This is a genomic window from Oceanospirillum sanctuarii (assembly GCF_002150805.1).
Classification (GTDB): domain Bacteria; phylum Pseudomonadota; class Gammaproteobacteria; order Pseudomonadales; family Halomonadaceae; genus Oceanospirillum; species Oceanospirillum sanctuarii.
The window spans coordinates 448,557-464,899 of record NZ_MTBA01000003.1 but is presented as its reverse complement, the minus strand read 5'-3'; the positions used below and the strand labels follow the sequence as shown (position 1 = coordinate 464,899).

At 53.0% G+C, this 16,343-nt stretch carries 16 protein-coding genes; 11 read left to right on the top strand and 5 right to left on the bottom strand.

Features of this window, described 5'->3' with window-relative positions; genetic code table 11:
• Window positions 1-368: 368 nt before the first annotated feature.
• The 4 genes from BV405_RS05915 to hemC form a co-directional block, all read right to left on the bottom strand.
• Window positions 369-1,601 carry a heme biosynthesis HemY N-terminal domain-containing protein gene (locus BV405_RS05915; protein ID WP_086479931.1) on the bottom strand — a complete coding sequence of 411 codons (1,233 nt, stop codon included), beginning with the start codon at window positions 1,599-1,601 and terminating at the stop codon, window positions 369-371.
• Entirely contained in the window at window positions 1,598-3,094 is a 1,497-nt protein-coding gene (locus BV405_RS05910) for a uroporphyrinogen-III C-methyltransferase (RefSeq protein ID WP_086479930.1), read from the bottom strand. The genes BV405_RS05915 and BV405_RS05910 overlap by 4 nt, the downstream gene beginning before the upstream one ends.
• Before the next feature lie 15 nt (window positions 3,095-3,109).
• Entirely contained in the window at window positions 3,110-3,895 is a 786-nt protein-coding gene (locus tag BV405_RS05905; protein WP_086479929.1) for a uroporphyrinogen-III synthase, read from the bottom strand.
• A 102-nt stretch (window positions 3,896-3,997) separates the two neighbouring features.
• The gene (gene hemC, locus BV405_RS05900; RefSeq protein WP_086479928.1) at window positions 3,998-4,936 is read right to left on the bottom strand and encodes a hydroxymethylbilane synthase; all 939 of its coding nucleotides are present in this window, start codon (window positions 4,934-4,936) and stop codon (window positions 3,998-4,000) included.
• A 346-nt stretch (window positions 4,937-5,282) separates the two neighbouring features.
• Between hemC and argH the strand changes: the two genes are divergently transcribed.
• From argH to BV405_RS05865, 7 genes are all read left to right on the top strand, one after another.
• The gene (argH, locus tag BV405_RS05895; protein ID WP_086479927.1) at window positions 5,283-6,704 is read left to right on the top strand and encodes an argininosuccinate lyase; all 1,422 of its coding nucleotides are present in this window, start codon (window positions 5,283-5,285) and stop codon (window positions 6,702-6,704) included.
• A gap of 1 nt (window position 6,705) precedes the next feature.
• The gene (lptM, locus tag BV405_RS05890; RefSeq protein ID WP_086479926.1) at window positions 6,706-6,834 is read left to right on the top strand and encodes an LPS translocon maturation chaperone LptM; all 129 of its coding nucleotides are present in this window, start codon (window positions 6,706-6,708) and stop codon (window positions 6,832-6,834) included.
• Between the two features lie 120 nt (window positions 6,835-6,954).
• The gene (lysA, locus tag BV405_RS05885; protein WP_086479925.1) at window positions 6,955-8,208 is read left to right on the top strand and encodes a diaminopimelate decarboxylase; all 1,254 of its coding nucleotides are present in this window, start codon (window positions 6,955-6,957) and stop codon (window positions 8,206-8,208) included.
• 112 nt (window positions 8,209-8,320) lie between these two features.
• Window positions 8,321-9,151 (top strand): diaminopimelate epimerase, encoded by an 831-nt coding sequence (dapF, locus tag BV405_RS05880; protein WP_086479924.1) that lies wholly within the window; start codon window positions 8,321-8,323, stop codon window positions 9,149-9,151.
• Complete coding sequence (locus BV405_RS05875) at window positions 9,148-9,864, top strand: DUF484 family protein (protein WP_086479923.1); 717 nt, start codon at window positions 9,148-9,150, stop codon at window positions 9,862-9,864. The genes dapF and BV405_RS05875 overlap by 4 nt, the downstream gene beginning before the upstream one ends.
• 22 nt (window positions 9,865-9,886) lie before the next feature.
• Window positions 9,887-10,846: a tyrosine recombinase XerC gene (gene xerC / locus BV405_RS05870; RefSeq protein ID WP_086479922.1), complete on the top strand. Its 960-nt coding sequence runs from the start codon at window positions 9,887-9,889 to the stop codon at window positions 10,844-10,846.
• Window positions 10,847-10,853: 7 nt separating this feature from the next.
• On the top strand, window positions 10,854-11,552 hold the full coding sequence (locus BV405_RS05865) for an HAD family hydrolase (RefSeq protein WP_086479921.1): 699 nt from the start codon (window positions 10,854-10,856) through the stop codon (window positions 11,550-11,552).
• Window positions 11,553-11,637: 85 nt separating this feature from the next.
• On the opposite strand, the gene yihA is transcribed toward BV405_RS05865, so the two are convergent.
• Window positions 11,638-12,225: a ribosome biogenesis GTP-binding protein YihA/YsxC gene (gene yihA, locus BV405_RS05860; RefSeq protein ID WP_245832267.1), complete on the bottom strand. Its 588-nt coding sequence runs from the start codon at window positions 12,223-12,225 to the stop codon at window positions 11,638-11,640.
• 400 nt (window positions 12,226-12,625) lie between these two features.
• Between yihA and BV405_RS05855 the strand changes: the two genes are divergently transcribed.
• From BV405_RS05855 to BV405_RS05840, 4 genes are all read left to right on the top strand, one after another.
• Window positions 12,626-13,228 carry a c-type cytochrome gene (locus BV405_RS05855; RefSeq protein WP_086479920.1) on the top strand — a complete coding sequence of 201 codons (603 nt, stop codon included), beginning with the start codon at window positions 12,626-12,628 and terminating at the stop codon, window positions 13,226-13,228.
• A gap of 231 nt (window positions 13,229-13,459) precedes the next feature.
• Window positions 13,460-14,092, top strand: coding sequence for a thiol:disulfide interchange protein DsbA/DsbL (locus BV405_RS05850; RefSeq protein ID WP_086479919.1), 633 nt, complete (start codon window positions 13,460-13,462; stop codon window positions 14,090-14,092).
• 261 nt (window positions 14,093-14,353) lie between these two features.
• Entirely contained in the window at window positions 14,354-14,911 is a 558-nt protein-coding gene (locus tag BV405_RS05845; protein WP_086479918.1) for a TRAP transporter small permease subunit, read from the top strand.
• Window positions 14,911-16,305: a TRAP transporter large permease gene (locus BV405_RS05840; protein WP_086479917.1), complete on the top strand. Its 1,395-nt coding sequence runs from the start codon at window positions 14,911-14,913 to the stop codon at window positions 16,303-16,305. The genes BV405_RS05845 and BV405_RS05840 overlap by 1 nt, the downstream gene beginning before the upstream one ends.
• Window positions 16,306-16,343 lie beyond the last annotated feature (38 nt).

Genomic DNA, 16,343 nt, shown 5'->3' with positions numbered 1-16,343 from the left:
ATGGGAGTCCACCGGGCGAGACCGTGATTAGCTTGATGAGGAGATAAACCAGACTCTGAATTACTGCAGCGGGAACCTGAACCTGCTGGAGAATGGTTTAAATCGGCTTAGTGATTTGGCGAATCCTTAAGCTTGAGTAAATGATATGTATTCTCATTAGGTCTGTAAAGTCTTTTTGAGAATTATTTTCATTTGCCTGCTGAAAGGTAGGTTTTTAATAGGGGGGAGGCTTTGAATCAGGCAAGAATTCTGACTGGTAATGCCATTCAGCAGACAAGAAAAAGGCAGATGACGACGCATCTGCCTTTTCATTTTGAGGATGAGTCAGGCGTTAGCCTTCCTTATCTCGGATCCAACACTATCCCAGCTCAACGAGCCGTTGTTTTCGGTAACGGCAGGCTGGGCAGGTGATAACCCGCCAGATCAAGACAGTAACGATAGTAAGTGCGGCTTTTGCTGGTGCGTCCCATTGAGGAGTACAGGCGGCTCAGTTCGGCAGCCGTCACAGCCAGTGGCTGCAGACGGAAACTCTCTTCCATAAAATCAGCGGCCTTACCCCAAAGCTGGTTACGCAGAGCAATACGGCCTGCGGTCAGATAAAGTGCGGAGCTGTCGCTGTGTTTCTTCAGCCACTGTTCAACCTGGGTCATCTGCTGGCGCACATCGCCCTTTTCCAGCAGACCGTAAATAATCACCAGATGATCCTGCCAGTTCTGACGCAGTTGCTCTGTGATAAAGCGTTCCAGCAGGATATCTGCTTTACAGGCATGCAGAGCGCGAGCGTAAGCTTCGGAAAGCTGCTGCTCTTTTTTCAGTTCCGCGGGTAGCTCTTTCCAGATCTTCTGGATGCCTTCCAGACAATCTTCCTGAGACAGGTTCTGGCATTGTTCGAGCATCGCCAGATGCAAACGTATCATCAGCTGTTTGCCTTCCGCATCGGTCAGAATGTCCTGCTTCAGCAGCTGTGGATAAAGTGTTTTCAGTCCCTGCCAGTCTTCCAGTTTCTGATAAACCTTGAGCAGGGTTTTCAGTACCCAACGGTGACGGGGATTCTTTTTCTGCAGGCGGAGCAGCTGTGCGAGACACTGTTCGTACTGACCGCGCTCCAGCTGAAACTCAATCTGGGACAGGCTGACGGCGGTTTCAGCGCCCGGCGTGCTGTCCAAGGCTTCTTTCAGTAGCTGATCACTTTGCTCGTAACGGCCCTGAGCATGAGCAGCCCGGGCGGCTGCCAGATAGTTGATCACAGGTGCGCCGGAGCGGGGGGCTGAACGCTTGAGTAAGCGCTCCCCTTTGCGCCACTGGCCTTCTGCCATCAGTAAGAGACCTTTAACCGTAGCTTTCAGGGCGCGTTTGTCACGGCCTGCGCTGGAAAACACATTCAGGGTTTTCAGCGGACGACGCACACCGGACTGCAACCGCATCAGCAGATGGAAGCCAACCAGTGCTGCACCAAATAATAGAGCACCGATCCAGAAGGACATCTCTACGGTGGTCTTACCCCAGCTGATCAGAATATAGCCCGGATCTTCCTGCATCAGCAGGCCAGCAAACATACCACCGGCTAAGGCCAGAATGGCGGCGATATAGAGGCGTTTCATGATGCAGGCGCCTCCGTTGTGTTGTCAGTTGAGGATGGTTCGGAGTTTTCCGGCGTCTCTGCCGGGACAGAACTGCTGAAGCGTTGCTTCTGCAGATCACGCAGCAGATTCAGGGATCCGGAAATATCCGGGCGCTGCTGACGGATGTTTTGCTCGGCCAACGCTTTTAGCGTGCTTACAACATTCTGAGTACGGGCTGCGCTCTGATCAAAGTGAGTCTCAACCCAGGAGGATGCCTGTTGCAGTAAAGTACGGAACAGGGTTTGTTCCTCTTTCAGCAGGGCGATCTGCGCCTGCTGCAGTGTCAGGCGCAGGTTGTGGCGCAGATAGAGGCTCTCTTCCGGTGGTAGCAGAGGTGTGATTTTTTCGTCACGGTGACGAACCACCACCAGCGTTTTGGCTTCGTTCCAGAGTGTCTGCCAGACGCTTTGTTCCTGATTGTCTTCCAGCTGAGTCTGACGGAAAGCACTGCGGTTTTCAGGCTCCATCGGTAGCGGTAACTGATCGATCTGGCCTTCAAGGGCGCTCAGTTTGAAGTAGATGCCGCTCTGATCCAGCGTATCAATACTGTTCAGCTCAGCCACTTCATTGGCGATCGCCTGGCGCACGACAAACAGCGCCGGATTATCCGCCTTCGTCAGACGCTCATCGGCACTGGTCAGCAGGGTTTTGGCACCGGTAAGGTCGCCTTCCAGCTGAAGTCTGTGATTGGCCAGTCGCAGCAGGTATTCCGCTTCCGCCTGCAGCCAGTCAGAAGGTTTTGGTCCCTGAGTGCTGGCAAAAGCGGTCGCCAGATCCTGCAGGTTCTGACGCTGCTGAGTTTGCTGCTGCTGCAGCGCCTGACTTTGCTGGTTCAGTTTGTTGGTGGCCGCAGGTAGGGTTTGCAGGCTGTTCAGGGCCTGAGCCTGACGTTGCAACTGAGCTTCCAGCTGGTTGTTGCGTTCGCTCAGTTGAGTCAGTGCCTGAGCGGTTTTTTCCTGTTGCTGCCAGAAGGTGTAGCCGGAGGCTGCGGCGGCACCAAGGGCAATAACCAGAGCGCTAAGGGCGATAACCGATCCCTTTTTGCCGGACGTTTTTTCAGCGGTTGTTTTTTCTGCCTGTGATTTCTCAGCGGATGGCTTTTCAGCGGCGGCAGGTTTTTTATCTGCCAGAGGCTTTTTCACAGCAGCCTTTTTGTCCGCTTCAGTATCCGTTGCTTTAGATTTATCCACAGAGTCCGCTTTCGGCTTATCTTCAGATAGAGTTTTATCTGAGGATGCCTGCTTGGATGGTGTGATATCCGGCTGAGACTTTGTTTCGGGCTGAGGCTCTGCTTCTGGTTGAGACTCTACTTCCGGCTGAGGTTCTTTGGAATCTGATTTCTTATCAGCGGCAGGTTCTGTTTCGCCAACCATGACAAAGCCAGTGCCCTGTGTGGTTTTTTGCTCGGGCGTGTCGTTTGCTGGCTGATCTTTCGACGTCGTGTCTGTGGTCTTATTTTCTTTATCGCTCATTGCATCGCCTCATGCTTAGCGTTGACTGGCTATGGATTCCAGGGCGGCCTGTTGCCATTGTCCACCGGCACCTTTGGCCTGGACAATCTTTTTGAAGCCCAGTGCACGGGCCTCCTGTCGCAGGCGGGGGCTGGAAACCAGTAAAAGGGTATTAAACAGGCCGGGCTCGGCACCGGCCAGCTGAACCAGATGGTTCAGGGCATCCAGGCTGCTGATCAGGATGACATCAAAATATTCGGACTGAAGCAGCTCGCGTTCGGCGCTCAGAATCGGCGGACAAACGCGTTTGTAGAAAAAGAGTTCTTTAACCTGAGCGCCCCGTTCTTCCAGCGTGCTTTTCAGCAGAGGGCGACCACCCTCGCCTTTACAGAGCAGGATTTTTTCACCGGCAACCTCGGTCAGTGCCGGAAGTGTCAGCATCGCCTCGCTGTTATCCCCCTGTTCAGGGTAGACCACGGGCAGTCCGTAATCGTCCAGAATGGCAGCGGTTCCCGCGCCGGGAGTAACCCAGAGGGTTTTGGCCGGGGGCTGTGGCCAGTACTGATCTAAACGATCCAGAAACAGATTGGCAGTTACCGGACTGACGCAGATGACCTTGCTGTAGTGGTCAAGATCCAACAGGGTACTGCGGTCAACAGGTGTTTCTTCCAGCTCTTCAATTGCCAGCAGGGGAATATGATACGGCTCAGCACCGGCTGCTTTCAGCTCCGTCATCAGCGCGGTTTCCTGTCCGGATGGGCGGGTTACGGCGATTTTCAGCGGTTGCTGGTCGGAATGTCTAAGCAGGCGTTGGCTGTTCATGGAGGTGCTGTCAGTCCTTGCTGGGGGGAAGCGTCGGTCAGGTATGGGCGTTCAGGTTAAGGTCCGGCCAGAGTGATTCTGACCGGACAGATCGGCAAGGGATCAGGCGCGGTTATAAACGCGATCCAGAATCTCTTTAGCGCCCTGCTCGATAAGCATCTCTGCAACGGCGATGCCCAGTGCTTCCGGGTCAGAAACCGGGCCGGTTTTCTCAGCGCGCAGCAGTTTTGTACCATCCGGCTCACCCACTAAAGCACGCAGGTGAATGTTTTCACCGTTATCCACCAGTACCGCGTAACCGCCGATCGGCACCTGACAACCGCCTTCAAGGTGACAGTTCATGGCGCGTTCTGCGCGAACGGTATTCCAGGTGTCTTCGTGACGCAGAGGCTCAAGCAGTTTGATGATCTCGTCATCGCCTTCGCGGGTCTCGATGCCCAGCGCGCCCTGACCAACGGCAGGCAGACTCTGTTCCGGTGTCATTTCGTGACGGATGCGCTCGTCCAGCTCCATGCGTTGCAGACCAGAGGTGGCCAGCAAAATAGCATCGTATTCGCCGTCATCCATTTTCGCCATACGGGTCTGGATGTTGCCGCGCAGGCTTTTCACTTCAAGATCCGGGCGGTTAGCGCGCGCCTGCAGTTCACGACGCAGGCTGGACGTGCCGAGAACCGCACCTTCCGGCAGTTCGTCAAAGCTGGCGTATTTGTTGGAAACAAAAGCGTCTGTTGGCGCGTGACGTTCACAGATCACCGGCAGAGCAAAACCTTTCGGCAGTACCATAGGCACGTCTTTCATGGAGTGCACGGCGATATCGGCACGGCCTTCATTCATGGCCAGTTCCAGCTCTTTCACAAACAAGCCTTTACCACCGATTTTAGCCAGAGGAGTATCCAGAATCTTGTCGCCCTGAGTGCTCATCGGCACCAGTTCAACTTTCAGACCGGGATGCAGCGCCTCAAGACGGGCCTGAATGTGCTCAGCCTGCCACATGGCCAGAGGGCTTTTACGGGTTGCGATACGGATAACTTGTTGGCTCATGGAGATAGAACTCTTGCTTGTCTGTGGGCAGCCTTCCTTGGTGCTGGCAACTACAGAGGTTGCGCGGGATGGCCGTAAGGCCGGAGGCCGCCAAAAATGGGCGTTGCGCTGATTCTAACAAAGCCGCCTGCAATAGACACCGATACAAATCATTTCGCGGTTTTTTTTCCATAAAATCTGACGATTAAAGCGAAATATCAGGGGATATGACCATGCCATTCACGGCGGGCTTACTGTTATAATGCTGGCAAAAGTTAGCTTACCTCTGCGGTCTGATAAACACGTTGGCGATTACCCGGCTGGCGTATCGGGCATAACGGCAGAGTCTTTGGCATGAGGAATTAAAATGAGTGTTAAGCAAGAGAACCCTGCACAGAATTCGGCGACTAACCAGCAATGGGGCGGTCGTTTCAACGAACCAACAGATGCCTTTGTGGCACGTTTTACGGCGTCTGTGGATTTCGACCAGCGTATGGCGAATCAGGATATTCAGGGCTCTATCGCGCATGCGACGATGCTGGCGAAAGTGGGCGTGCTGACCGATGAAGAGCGTGACCAGATTATTCAGGGTCTGACTGAGATTCGTGAAGAGATCGCTAACGGTGAGTTCGAGTGGTCTGTGGCGCTGGAAGATGTGCACATGAACATCGAGGCGCGCTTAACGCAAAAGATCGGTATCACAGGTAAAAAACTGCACACCGGCCGTTCCCGTAACGATCAGGTGGCTACTGATATCCGCCTTTACCTGCGTGATGAGATCGATGTGATCAGTGCTGAGCTGAACCGTCTGCAGGAAGGTCTGCTGGGTCTGGCTGATAAAGAAGCCGATACCATCATGCCGGGTTTCACGCACCTGCAAACCGCGCAGCCTGTTACCTTTGGTCATCACCTGATGGCGTGGTTCGAGATGCTGACCCGTGACTACGAGCGTCTGCAGGATTGCCGTAAGCGTATCAACATTCTGCCACTGGGCGCTGCAGCGCTGGCGGGTACGACTTACCCGATCGACCGTCATCTGACTGCTGAACTGCTGGGCTTTGAGCGTCCGACTGAGAACTCACTGGATTCCGTATCGGATCGTGACTTCGCGATTGAGTTCTCCTCTGCTGCCAGCCTGATCATGATGCACCTGTCCCGTATGTCGGAAGAGCTGGTGCTGTGGACTTCGGCACAGTTCAACTTTATCAACCTGCCGGATCGTTTCTGCACCGGTTCCTCCATTATGCCGCAGAAGAAAAACCCGGATGTACCGGAACTGGTGCGCGGTAAGAGCGGTCGTGTCTTTGGTCATCTGTTCTCGCTGCTGACCCTGATGAAGTCTCAGCCACTGGCGTACAACAAAGACAACCAGGAAGACAAAGAGCCGATCTTTGACGTGGTGGATACCCTGCAGGGTTCTCTGCGTGCTTTCGCCGATATGATTCCGGCGATTGAATCCCGCAAAGAAGAGATGCATGAAGCGGCACTACGTGGCTTCTCTACCGCAACGGATCTGGCGGATTATCTGGTACGTAAGGGTATCGCCTTCCGTGACTCTCATGAGATCGTGGGTAAGTCTGTGGCCTACGGTGTTAAAACCGGTAAGGATCTGGGCGAGATGACCCTGGAAGAACTGCAGCAGTTCTCTGATAGCATCACAGAAGATGTGTTTGAAGTGCTGACGCTGGAAGGCTCCGTAAGCGCCCGTAACCACATTGGTGGTACTGCGCCGGATCAGGTACGTGCAGCGGTTAAGCGTGGTCGTGACCTGCTGGCGACCCGAGGCTGATATGCGTCGCTTCAAAGCTATTTTAAGCCTGTGTCTGGTGACATTAGCGCTGGCAGGTTGCGGTCAGAAAGGACCGCTTTACCTGCCGGACGAAGGTGCAAAACCTGAGGCCACCAATCAGTCTCAGTAGTACCAGTCTTTTATATCAGTACAAATCAGCTAGGCTGATTCGCTCCCCGCGCACTTTTGCTGCGGGGAAAACAGATTCCCGGTAGCAGCCAAAGGCTGCTGCCCATCCGGTGAGACAGTTATGGACTTTTTTAACTATCAGGGCGACACCCTGTTCGCAGAAGATGTCGCGGTAAACCAGCTGGCTGAGCAGTATGGCACACCGCTGTACGTTTATTCCCGTGCAACCCTCGAGCGTCACTACCGTGCTTATGATGAGGCGCTGGCCAATCAGCCGCACCTGATCTGCTATGCGGTAAAAGCCAACTCCAATCTGGCGGTGCTGAATGTGCTGGCTCGTTTGGGCGCCGGTTTCGATATCGTTTCTGTGGGTGAGCTTGAGCGTGTTCTGACCGCAGGTGGTGATCCGGCAAAAGTGATCTTCTCCGGTGTCGGCAAACAGGCCCATGAAATGCGCCGCGCGCTGCAGGTCGGTATCAAGTGCTTCAACGTAGAATCGGAAGCAGAACTGGATCGTCTGAATGATGTAGCTGAGTCCATGGGGCTGCAGGCCAGTGTTTCCCTGCGTGTGAACCCGGACGTGGATGCTCAGACCCACCCGTATATCTCCACCGGTCTGAAAGAGAACAAGTTTGGTATCTCCATTGATCGCGCGGAAGAGGTTTACCTGAAAGCCGCCAGTCTGCCGAACCTGAAAGTGGAAGGTGTGGACTGTCATATCGGTTCTCAGCTGACACAGAGTGCCCCTTTCCTGGATGCGCTGGATCGTCTGCTGGATCTGATCGCTAAGCTGGCTGAAAAAGGTATCAATATCAAACACCTGGATCTGGGTGGAGGCCTTGGCGTTCGTTATGACGACGAAACGCCGCCGGAGCCTCGTGATTACGCGACCAAGGTGCTGGAGCGTCTGGGTGACAGCGATCTGACCCTGATCATGGAGCCGGGCCGTTCTATCGCCGCTAACGCCGGTATTCTGGTAACCCGCGTGGAATACCTGAAACCGACAGAAGCGAAAAACTTTGCTGTGGTTGATGCGGCCATGAACGACCTGCTGCGTCCTTCACTGTACAGTGCCTGGCAGAAGATCATTCCTGTGGTTGAACCGGCTGCTGACGCTGAGAAAGCGACTTACGATCTGGTTGGCCCGATCTGTGAAACCGGCGACTTTATCGGTAAAGACCGTGAGCTGGCGCTGCAGCAGGGTGATCTGCTGGCGGTTCGTTCTGCCGGTGCTTACGGTTTTGCTATGTCTTCCAACTACAACAGCCGTAACCGTGCTGCTGAAGTGATGGTGGATGGCGATCAGAGCTTCCTGGTTCGTCGTCGTGAGACCTTTGAGCAGCAGATTGCAGGCGAAAACGTGCTGCCGGCTTAATCGCCACTGTTTTAAGACAAGGTTTAAGACAAGACGATTAATCAGCAGGGTGTTCTTTTAACGACGAAATTCGTCGCTGTATAAAAAGAACATCCTGCGGGAGAGCAAGTAAATGCTGTTGAAATTTACCAAGATGCACGGACTGGGCAACGACTTTATGGTGGTTGATCTGGTCTCGCAGCGGGCAAAAATTTTTCCCGATCAGGTACGTGAACTGGCAGACCGTAACTTCGGAATAGGCTTCGATCAGCTGCTGATTGTTGAGCCGCCAACGGATCCGGATATGGATTTCAAATACCGTATCTTTAATGCAGATGGCAGCGAAGTTGAGCAGTGCGGCAACGGCGCGCGCTGTTTTGCCCGTTTCGTTTACGACAAGCGCCTGACCAGCAAGAAAAGTATTAATGTCGAAACCTCCGGCGGCAATATCCAGCTTAACCTGACCGATGATGGCGGTGTGACGGTGGATATGGGCACCCCCCGCCTGGTGCCGGATACGATTCCTTTTGTCGCAGACAACCAGCAGGAAAAGTATGAGCTGGAGGTTGATGGTCAATCCTATACTGTCGGTGCGGTTTCTATGGGGAATCCCCATGGCGTACTAGTGGTGGATGATGTGGATACCGCTCCGGTTGAGCTGCTGGGGCCTAAGATCGAAAGCCATCCCCGTTTCCCGAATCGGGTGAATGTTGGTTTTATGCAGGTTGTCAGTCGTGACGAGATTCGTTTGCGGGTTTATGAACGTGGTGCCGGAGAAACTTTGGCTTGTGGAACAGGGGCTTGCGCCGCTGTTGTTGCAGGACGGTTACAAGGGTTACTAAATGAAGTGGTAGAAGTACATCTTCCTGGTGGTACACTGAAAATCCAATGGTCCGGTGAAGGTGCGCCCGTCATGATGACAGGCCCCGCGGCACGGGTTTTTGAAGGACAAATCTACCTATGACAGATTCCAAAAGCGGGACCGTTTCCGAGAGCGGGGCGGCGTCCACAAATGGGATTGATGCTCAGGCGGTCGCTGACTATCTGAAAAACAATCCGGATTTTTTCCAGCAGCATGAAGAGCTTCTGCTGGAGCTGAACTTGCCGCATCCCAGCGGTAAGGCGGTTTCGCTGTTGGAGCGCCAGATGATCCTGATGCGGGAGCGTTTGGCGGATCGTGAAGATCATCTGGAAGATCTGCTGGATACCGCACGTCATAACGACATGCAGCTTTCCCGCGTGCGCCGGTTAATTCTGGCGCTTTTGGAAGCGGACGATCTGAATGATCTGGCCGCAACCCTGTCCGAGCAACTGCGTAACAGCTTTGGTACCGGTCATAGCCGACTGGTGATTACCGATTCCGGTAGTGCAGATACGATCAATACCTCTCAGCTGGTGACTCAGGCGGACAACAGCCTGACCGCTTTGATTCAGGCGCTTTTGCAGAGTAACCGTACTTTTTGTGGTCAGGTGTCTGCTGAGCAGCTGGAGCAGTTGTTTGAGCTGGGCATGGTTGCTGATGGTTCGGCGGCGGTGATTCCGCTGAATCAGGATGATGTAAAAGGCTATCTGCTGCTGGGCAGTGAAAACCCGGATTATTTCCGTGCGGAAATGGGCACTGAGTTTGCGGCCTATGTCGCAGATGTCGTAGCGCGTCTGCTGCATCATCTGCGTTAAGTCGGATATTCATGGTTCTGTAATGACGCTTTCCGGCTCACCCCTTGAGCAATCTCTGGAAGCTTTTCTGACAAGCCTTGCTCAACAGCAGGGCTCGCCCCATACCCTGAGTAACTACCGTCGGGATCTTGAGCAGTTTCTGCACTACCTTCAGTCGGATGATGGCGCGGCTATATCCGACTGGAAGGTGCTGACCCGCAAGCAGATTCGACATTATCTGGCCTTTCGCCATCAGGAAGGGCTGACTCCCCGCTCCCTTCAGCGTCATCTGTCCAGTATCAAAAGCTTCCTTGGTTTTCTGCAACGACAAAAGGTGCTGGAGACGAATCCTGCCGATGGTTTACGTGCCCCTAAAGCGGCTCAGCTACTGCCTAAACCCGTGGATATCGATCAGCTGCAGCAGATGCTGGATCAGCCTGTGGATCAAAACGTTTCCGATAAAAACCGTATTGCCGAGTTGAGAGATAAAGCGATGTTAGAGCTGCTCTACGGTTGCGGCTTGCGACTGGCAGAACTGGTGGCGCTGGATCTTGAGAGTGTCGATTTTGCTCAGGAACAGATCCGGGTAATGGGCAAAGGGCGTAAAGAACGTCTCTCTCCTCTGGGGGGAAAGGCAGCGAAAGCATTAAAACACTGGCTTGATGTCAGAGACCAGTGGTTGAAAAACGAACAGCAAACGGCGCTCTTTATCGGTCAGCGTGGTAACCGTATCACGCCAACTATGGTTCAGCAGCGGGTTGCCAGGGCGGGGCAAAATGCAGGTATTGCAGATCGCCTGCATCCCCACCGTTTAAGGCATTCCTATGCCAGCCATCTGCTGGAATCAAGTGGTGATCTGCGGGGAGTGCAGGAGCTGCTCGGCCATGCGGATATCAGCAGCACCCAGATCTACACCCGACTGGATTATCAGCATCTGGCACAGGTTTACGATAAGTCGCATCCAAGAGCACAGCGCAAAAAGAAACAGGATAAAGAGGGATAACACAAAGATGAGTATTAAAGCGGTCGTGTTTGATCTGGACGACACCCTCTGGGATGTAAACCCTGTGATTGTGAAAGCTGAGCGCGCTCATTATCAGTGGCTCAACCAGCATGCACCGAAACTGACAGCGCGCTTTACTGAACGGGAGCTGCGCGGTTATCGCATGAGTCTGGCACGCCGACATCCCGAGCTGATGCACTTTGTTACCCGTTCACGTATGCGGGCGATGGATGAATGTTTGCGCTTATCCGGCTATTCCGACGTTGAAGCGGCTCAGCTTGCGGAGCAGGCTTTTGCGGTTTTCTGGCGCTATCGCAACCAGATTGAGCCTTTTCCTTACGCGTTTGAGGCTCTGGAAGGTTTGAAGCGTGAGTATATTATCGGTGCACTGAGTAACGGTAATGCGGATGTGTTTCAGACACCCCTGGCAGAGTGGTTTGATTTCGCTTTCAGTGCCGAGGGGCTATCGGTGGCTAAACCTGATCCGGAAGCGTTTCAGGCGGTGCTGGATCATCTGAAGTGCACACCGCAGGAGATTCTCTTTGTCGGCGATAATCCGGAGCATGATATTGAGGGTGCGTATCGGATGGGGATGAAAACCCTCTGGGTACAGGTAAAGCCTTCCGCAAAAGCACCGGCGTTCTATGATGCCCGTATCGACTGCCTGAGTCAGCTGCATCAGGCGGTGACGCAGCTGGATCGATAATGTCTCGTCCCCCACGCTCCGCCGGAACGAGTGACAAAAAAACCAGAGCCGGGCTCTGGTTTTTTATGCTGCACAGTTAAGGAAGTTAAGCCTCTGGTAGTTCCAGCTGCAGCCATTCATCCAGCTTCTGGCGCAGTTGAGGTACGCCATCTTTCTTGAGGGCAGAGAACTGCTGCACACTGACCAGATCTTCCCACTCATGCAGGGCCTGTTTAACTTCCAGCAGTGCTTTTTTAGCTGCACCTTTCTTCAGTTTATCCGCTTTGGTCAGCAGGATATGAACCGGTTTGTTCACCTTGTCAGCCCATTCCAGCATCATCTGGTCGAACTCGGTCAGCGGATGACGAATATCCATCACCAGTACGATACCGCGCAGAACCTGACGGTTGAGCAGGTATTCTGACAGGTGGCGCTGCCACTCCAGTTTGACCTTTTCCGGTACTTTGGCGTAACCGTAACCCGGCAGATCCACCAGTTTTTGATCTGTGCCGTTGTGCAGGCCAAAAAAGTTGATAAGCTGCGTGCGCCCCGGAGTTTTCGAGGTTCGGGCCAGTCGGGAGTTCTGGGTCAACGTATTGATTGAACTGGATTTACCCGCATTGGAACGACCGGCAAAGGCGACTTCGGCACCAAAATCCGGAGGACATTGAGCCAGGGTCGGGGCGCTGATCATAAAGCTCGCCGTCTGGTAGTTCAGCTTTGGCGCGCGATCATCCGCAGTGTTTTGGTTCTGTTCGTTGTTCAGGTCTTGATTAGAAACTTCGGTCATGGCGTATTCAACTAATGGGGCAAAAGACAGGTTATATGGGGCGTTCACGTTTCCCTTCGGATTAGTATATAATGCCACCACTTTTTAGATGGTAGTGTACCATTCAGGTCGATTCGGCACGAACTTAAACGTCTGATGTAACTGAGCATCAGACGGAATAATTGATCTGGCACTGCCAGGGCTTTCCGGCAGGAGCCTCCCAAGGTTTCGGCCTATCAGAGAGTAGCTGCTCACAGAAGCAGACTCTGGTAAGCCTCAGGAAAATAACAGTAATCACCTTAAAATTAGCAAGATTGGATTAGCAATGAAGAAATTACTGGTAAGTCTGGCAGTTACTCTTGGCCTGGTAAGCTTTGCGCACGCCGCTGGTGATGCAAAAGCAGGAGAAGCAAAAGCAGCAGTTTGTGCTGGTTGTCACGGTGTTGAGGGTATCGCTATGATCCCTAACTACCCAAGCCTGGCAGGTCAGCATGAAAGCTACCTGGCGAAGCAGATCATCGAAATTCGTGATGGCGTTCGTAAGGTTCCTGAGATGACGGGTATGGTTGCTGGTTTCAGCGATCAGGATGCTCAGAACGTTGCAGCTTACTTCGCAGCTAAGCCTAAAAACTTGGGTCAGGCTGATCCTGCTCTGGTAGCTCGTGGTCAGGAACTGTACCGCGCGGGCGACATGGCGAAAGGCATTCCGGCTTGTACTGCATGTCACTCTCCAAACGGTATGGGTAACGAGCAGGCTAAGTACCCTGTACTGAGCGGCCAGAACCCGGCTTACACTGCTGCGGCTCTGAAGAAGTTCCGTGATGGTGACCGTGCAAACGATCCGAACAACATGATGCGCGCTATCGCTGCGAAAATGAGCGATAAAGACATCGAAGCAGTTTCTAACTACGTGTTTGGTCTGAACTAAGCACCAGTAGTTGAAAAAAGGGCCGAAAGGCCCTTTTTTTGTGCCCGCCTGTCGGGTAAACGAGGCATGCCTGACAGGTTGTGATCGGGAACTTTATCCGCGTTGCGACGTATAGTAAGTTGTCGTCATAATTTTATGTGATAGCTTCATGTGATAACCGGGCTGATCTTTAATGATCAGCCGTTGAAAATACCGGGCGCATGTCGCTCTGGCCCTAAAGGACTTTAAGCAATGGTAAAAAAACTGATTCAGCAGTTCAGCGCATTTGTTTTGTTTGCGGCTGTTTCCCTGACGGCTCAGGCCGAGGACTTTAAAGAAGGTGTTCACTACATCAAGCTGAGTACGCCGGTGGCAGTCTCCGAGCCGGGTAAGATCGAAGTGGCTGAGCTCTTCTGGTATGGCTGCCCGCACTGTTTCGAGTTCGAGCCTTACATTGAACCCTGGATTGAAACGCTGCCGGAAGATGTCCGTTTTGAACGTGTACCGGCAACCTTCAGCAAAGTGTGGAAGACCCATGCGAACGCCTTTTACGCAGCTGAAGCACTGGGTATTGGTGAAAAACTGCACAGCGATTTTTTCAACCGTATTCACCGCAACAACGAGCGCCTGACCAGCACGTCTGATCTGGCAGAGTTCTTTGCCGAGTACGGTGTGAGTGAAAAAGATGCTGAGCGCGCGCTGAAATCTTTTGGTGTTAAATCCAAAGTAAATCAGGCTGGTGCCCGTATCCGTGGTTATCAGGCGCTGGGTGTTCCGGCGATGGTGGTTAACGGAAAATATCGTATCGATACCAGTACAGCGGGTAGTTGGACAAATATGCTAAAAATCACTGAGTTTCTGATCGAAAAAGAGCGTCAGAACTAATCTGCTCAGTGAATTATTTTGAAGCCGGCTGTTTCAGCCGGTTTTTTTATGTCCTGATTGTGACGTAATTGTTCTAAAGAGCGCGGAATGAAAACTTTTCGCAGGCAAAGAGTACAGAGTATGATTAAAGGGCTACTCTGCAAATTAAGCAATTAGTCTTGCAGTAACCGGCATCGCCCCTCTCCCTGCCCAGGGAAAGCCACTGGAGCGAGTGTCGAAATAAAAAAATGGGCTAACAACTAAATAAAAAAGAGGTCAACCATGACAAATGGTTCTGGAGCTCTGAGTCAGGTGGTCAACAAAATTGACGCTTTGACCGAGCTTGTCGGACGATCTATCTCCTGGCTAACCCTTGCCATGATGGTCGTTATGTTTGCGGTTGTTGTACTGCGCTATCTGTTAAATACCGGTTCAATTGCCATGCAGGAGTCTGTGATGTATCTGCATGCAGCTGTTTTTATGCTTGCTGCCGGGTACACCCTCAAGAATGACGGCCACGTGCGTGTGGATATCTTCTATCGGGAGATGACACCTGAGCGCAAAGCCCTGGTGGATTTCTTCGGTTCCATTTTTCTGCTGATCCCGGTCATGGTCTTTATGGGCTGGATAAGCTGGCAGTATGTGATGAACTCCTGGGCTGTGATGGAAGGTTCCCCTGAAGCTGGCGGTATCCATGGCGTTTATCTGCTGAAAACTCTGATTCTGGCAATGGTTGGCCTGATGCTACTCCAGGCGCTTGCTGAAGCACTGCGTAACCTGCTGGTTCTGATGGGTAAAGGCCCTCAGGTTGAACATCATGTGAATGAGGAGAAAGTCTAGTGGTTGAGTTCCTGCCTCTGTTTCTGTTTGCCGCAGTGTGTGTGGTATTGATGTTCGGCTATCCGGTGGCCTTGTCACTGGCGGGTACCGCGCTGGTCTTTGCCGGTGGCGGTATGGCCTTTGGTGTTTTCGATCCGGCCTTCCTGCAGGCTTTCCCGAATCGTCTGTACGGTATTATGACCAACCAGACGCTGATTGCGGTGCCGCTTTTCGTACTGATGGGCGTGTTGCTGGAGAAATCTAAGGTTGCAGAAACCCTGCTGGATGCGATGGCGCTGTTGTTTGGCTCCATGCGCGGTGGTCTGGGTATCTCCGTTGTTGTGGTAGGCATGCTGCTGGCGGCCAGTACCGGTATTGTCGGTGCGACCGTGGTTACTATGGGCCTGATCTCCCTGCCAACGATGCTCAAGCGTGGTTATTCGCCATCACTGGCGACCGGTGCAATCTGTGCAACCGGTACGCTGGGTCAGATTATTCCACCATCTATCGCTCTGGTTCTTCTGGGTGATGTATTGTCCAGTGCGTACCAACAGGCGCAGCTGAATATGGGCGTATTCAGTCCGAAAACGGTTTCTGTGGGTGACCTTTTTGTGGGTGCCATGATTCCAGGACTGTTACTGGTTGCGGCTTATATCGTTTATATGATGATTGTGGCCTGGCTGAAACCGGAATCGGCACCTGCCGTAAGTCGTGAGCAGATTCAGGCGGATCGACACGTTCAGGAGCCTCTGGCAGTGATCCTGCTGAAAGGTCTGGTTCCACCGGTGGTACTGATTGTGGCGGTATTGGGGTCTATCCTGACCGGCGCTGCGACTCCGACAGAAGCGGCCGGTGTTGGTGCCTTCGGTGCAGCGATTCTTGCGGCTTTCCAGAAACAGCTGAACATGAAGATGCTGGGCGAAGTGGTACGTTCTACCACTAACGTAACCGCCATGGTGTTCCTGATTCTGATTGGTGCTTCTGTTTTCTCTCTGGTGTTCCGTGGCTTTGGCGGTGAAGAGCTGATCCACCACTGGTTTGAACAGATGCCGGGCGGTGTTGTCGGTGCCATGATCATCGTAATGCTGGTGATGTTCCTGCTGGGCTTTATCCTCGACTTTATCGAGATCACCTTTGTTGTCGTGCCGATTGTCGCTCCGGTACTGATGATGATGGGGCTGGATCCGGTCTGGCTGGGTATTATGATGGCAATCAATCTGCAGACCTCCTTCCTGACGCCACCATTTGGTTTTGCACTCTTCTATCTGAGGGGCGTAGCGCCGCCTTCTGTGCCGACCTCTGCAATTTATAAAGGTGTGATTCCGTTTATTCTGATTCAGATCTCGATGTTGCTGGCGCTGACCATCTGGCCGGAATTGGCCACCTGGTTACCAACGGTTGTTTATGGTGAGTAATCGCTGAGCAACGGGTCATAGAATCAAAGAAAACCCCG

Bases quoted from the DNA above. Each gene is read 5' to 3' on its own strand.
- BV405_RS05845 (WP_086479918.1), top strand. From the start codon at position 14,354: ATGACAAATGGTTCTGGAGCTCTGAGTCAGGTGGTCAACAAAATTGAC.
- argH (WP_086479927.1), top strand. From the start codon at position 5,283: ATGAGTGTTAAGCAAGAGAACCCTGCACAGAATTCGGCGACTAACCAG.
- BV405_RS05910 (WP_086479930.1), bottom strand. From the start codon at position 3,094: ATGAGCGATAAAGAAAATAAGACCACAGACACGACGTCGAAAGATCAG.
- BV405_RS05865 (WP_086479921.1), top strand. From the start codon at position 10,854: ATGAGTATTAAAGCGGTCGTGTTTGATCTGGACGACACCCTCTGGGAT.
- hemC (WP_086479928.1), bottom strand. From the start codon at position 4,936: ATGAGCCAACAAGTTATCCGTATCGCAACCCGTAAAAGCCCTCTGGCC.
- lptM (WP_086479926.1), top strand. From the start codon at position 6,706: ATGCGTCGCTTCAAAGCTATTTTAAGCCTGTGTCTGGTGACATTAGCG.
- BV405_RS05905 (WP_086479929.1), bottom strand. From the start codon at position 3,895: ATGAACAGCCAACGCCTGCTTAGACATTCCGACCAGCAACCGCTGAAA.
- BV405_RS05850 (WP_086479919.1), top strand. From the start codon at position 13,460: ATGGTAAAAAAACTGATTCAGCAGTTCAGCGCATTTGTTTTGTTTGCG.
- BV405_RS05855 (WP_086479920.1), top strand. From the start codon at position 12,626: ATGAAGAAATTACTGGTAAGTCTGGCAGTTACTCTTGGCCTGGTAAGC.
- BV405_RS05915 (WP_086479931.1), bottom strand. From the start codon at position 1,601: ATGAAACGCCTCTATATCGCCGCCATTCTGGCCTTAGCCGGTGGTATG.
- dapF (WP_086479924.1), top strand. From the start codon at position 8,321: ATGCTGTTGAAATTTACCAAGATGCACGGACTGGGCAACGACTTTATG.
- lysA (WP_086479925.1), top strand. From the start codon at position 6,955: ATGGACTTTTTTAACTATCAGGGCGACACCCTGTTCGCAGAAGATGTC.
- yihA (WP_245832267.1), bottom strand. From the start codon at position 12,225: ATGATCAGCGCCCCGACCCTGGCTCAATGTCCTCCGGATTTTGGTGCC.
- BV405_RS05875 (WP_086479923.1), top strand. From the start codon at position 9,148: ATGACAGATTCCAAAAGCGGGACCGTTTCCGAGAGCGGGGCGGCGTCC.
- xerC (WP_086479922.1), top strand. From the start codon at position 9,887: ATGACGCTTTCCGGCTCACCCCTTGAGCAATCTCTGGAAGCTTTTCTG.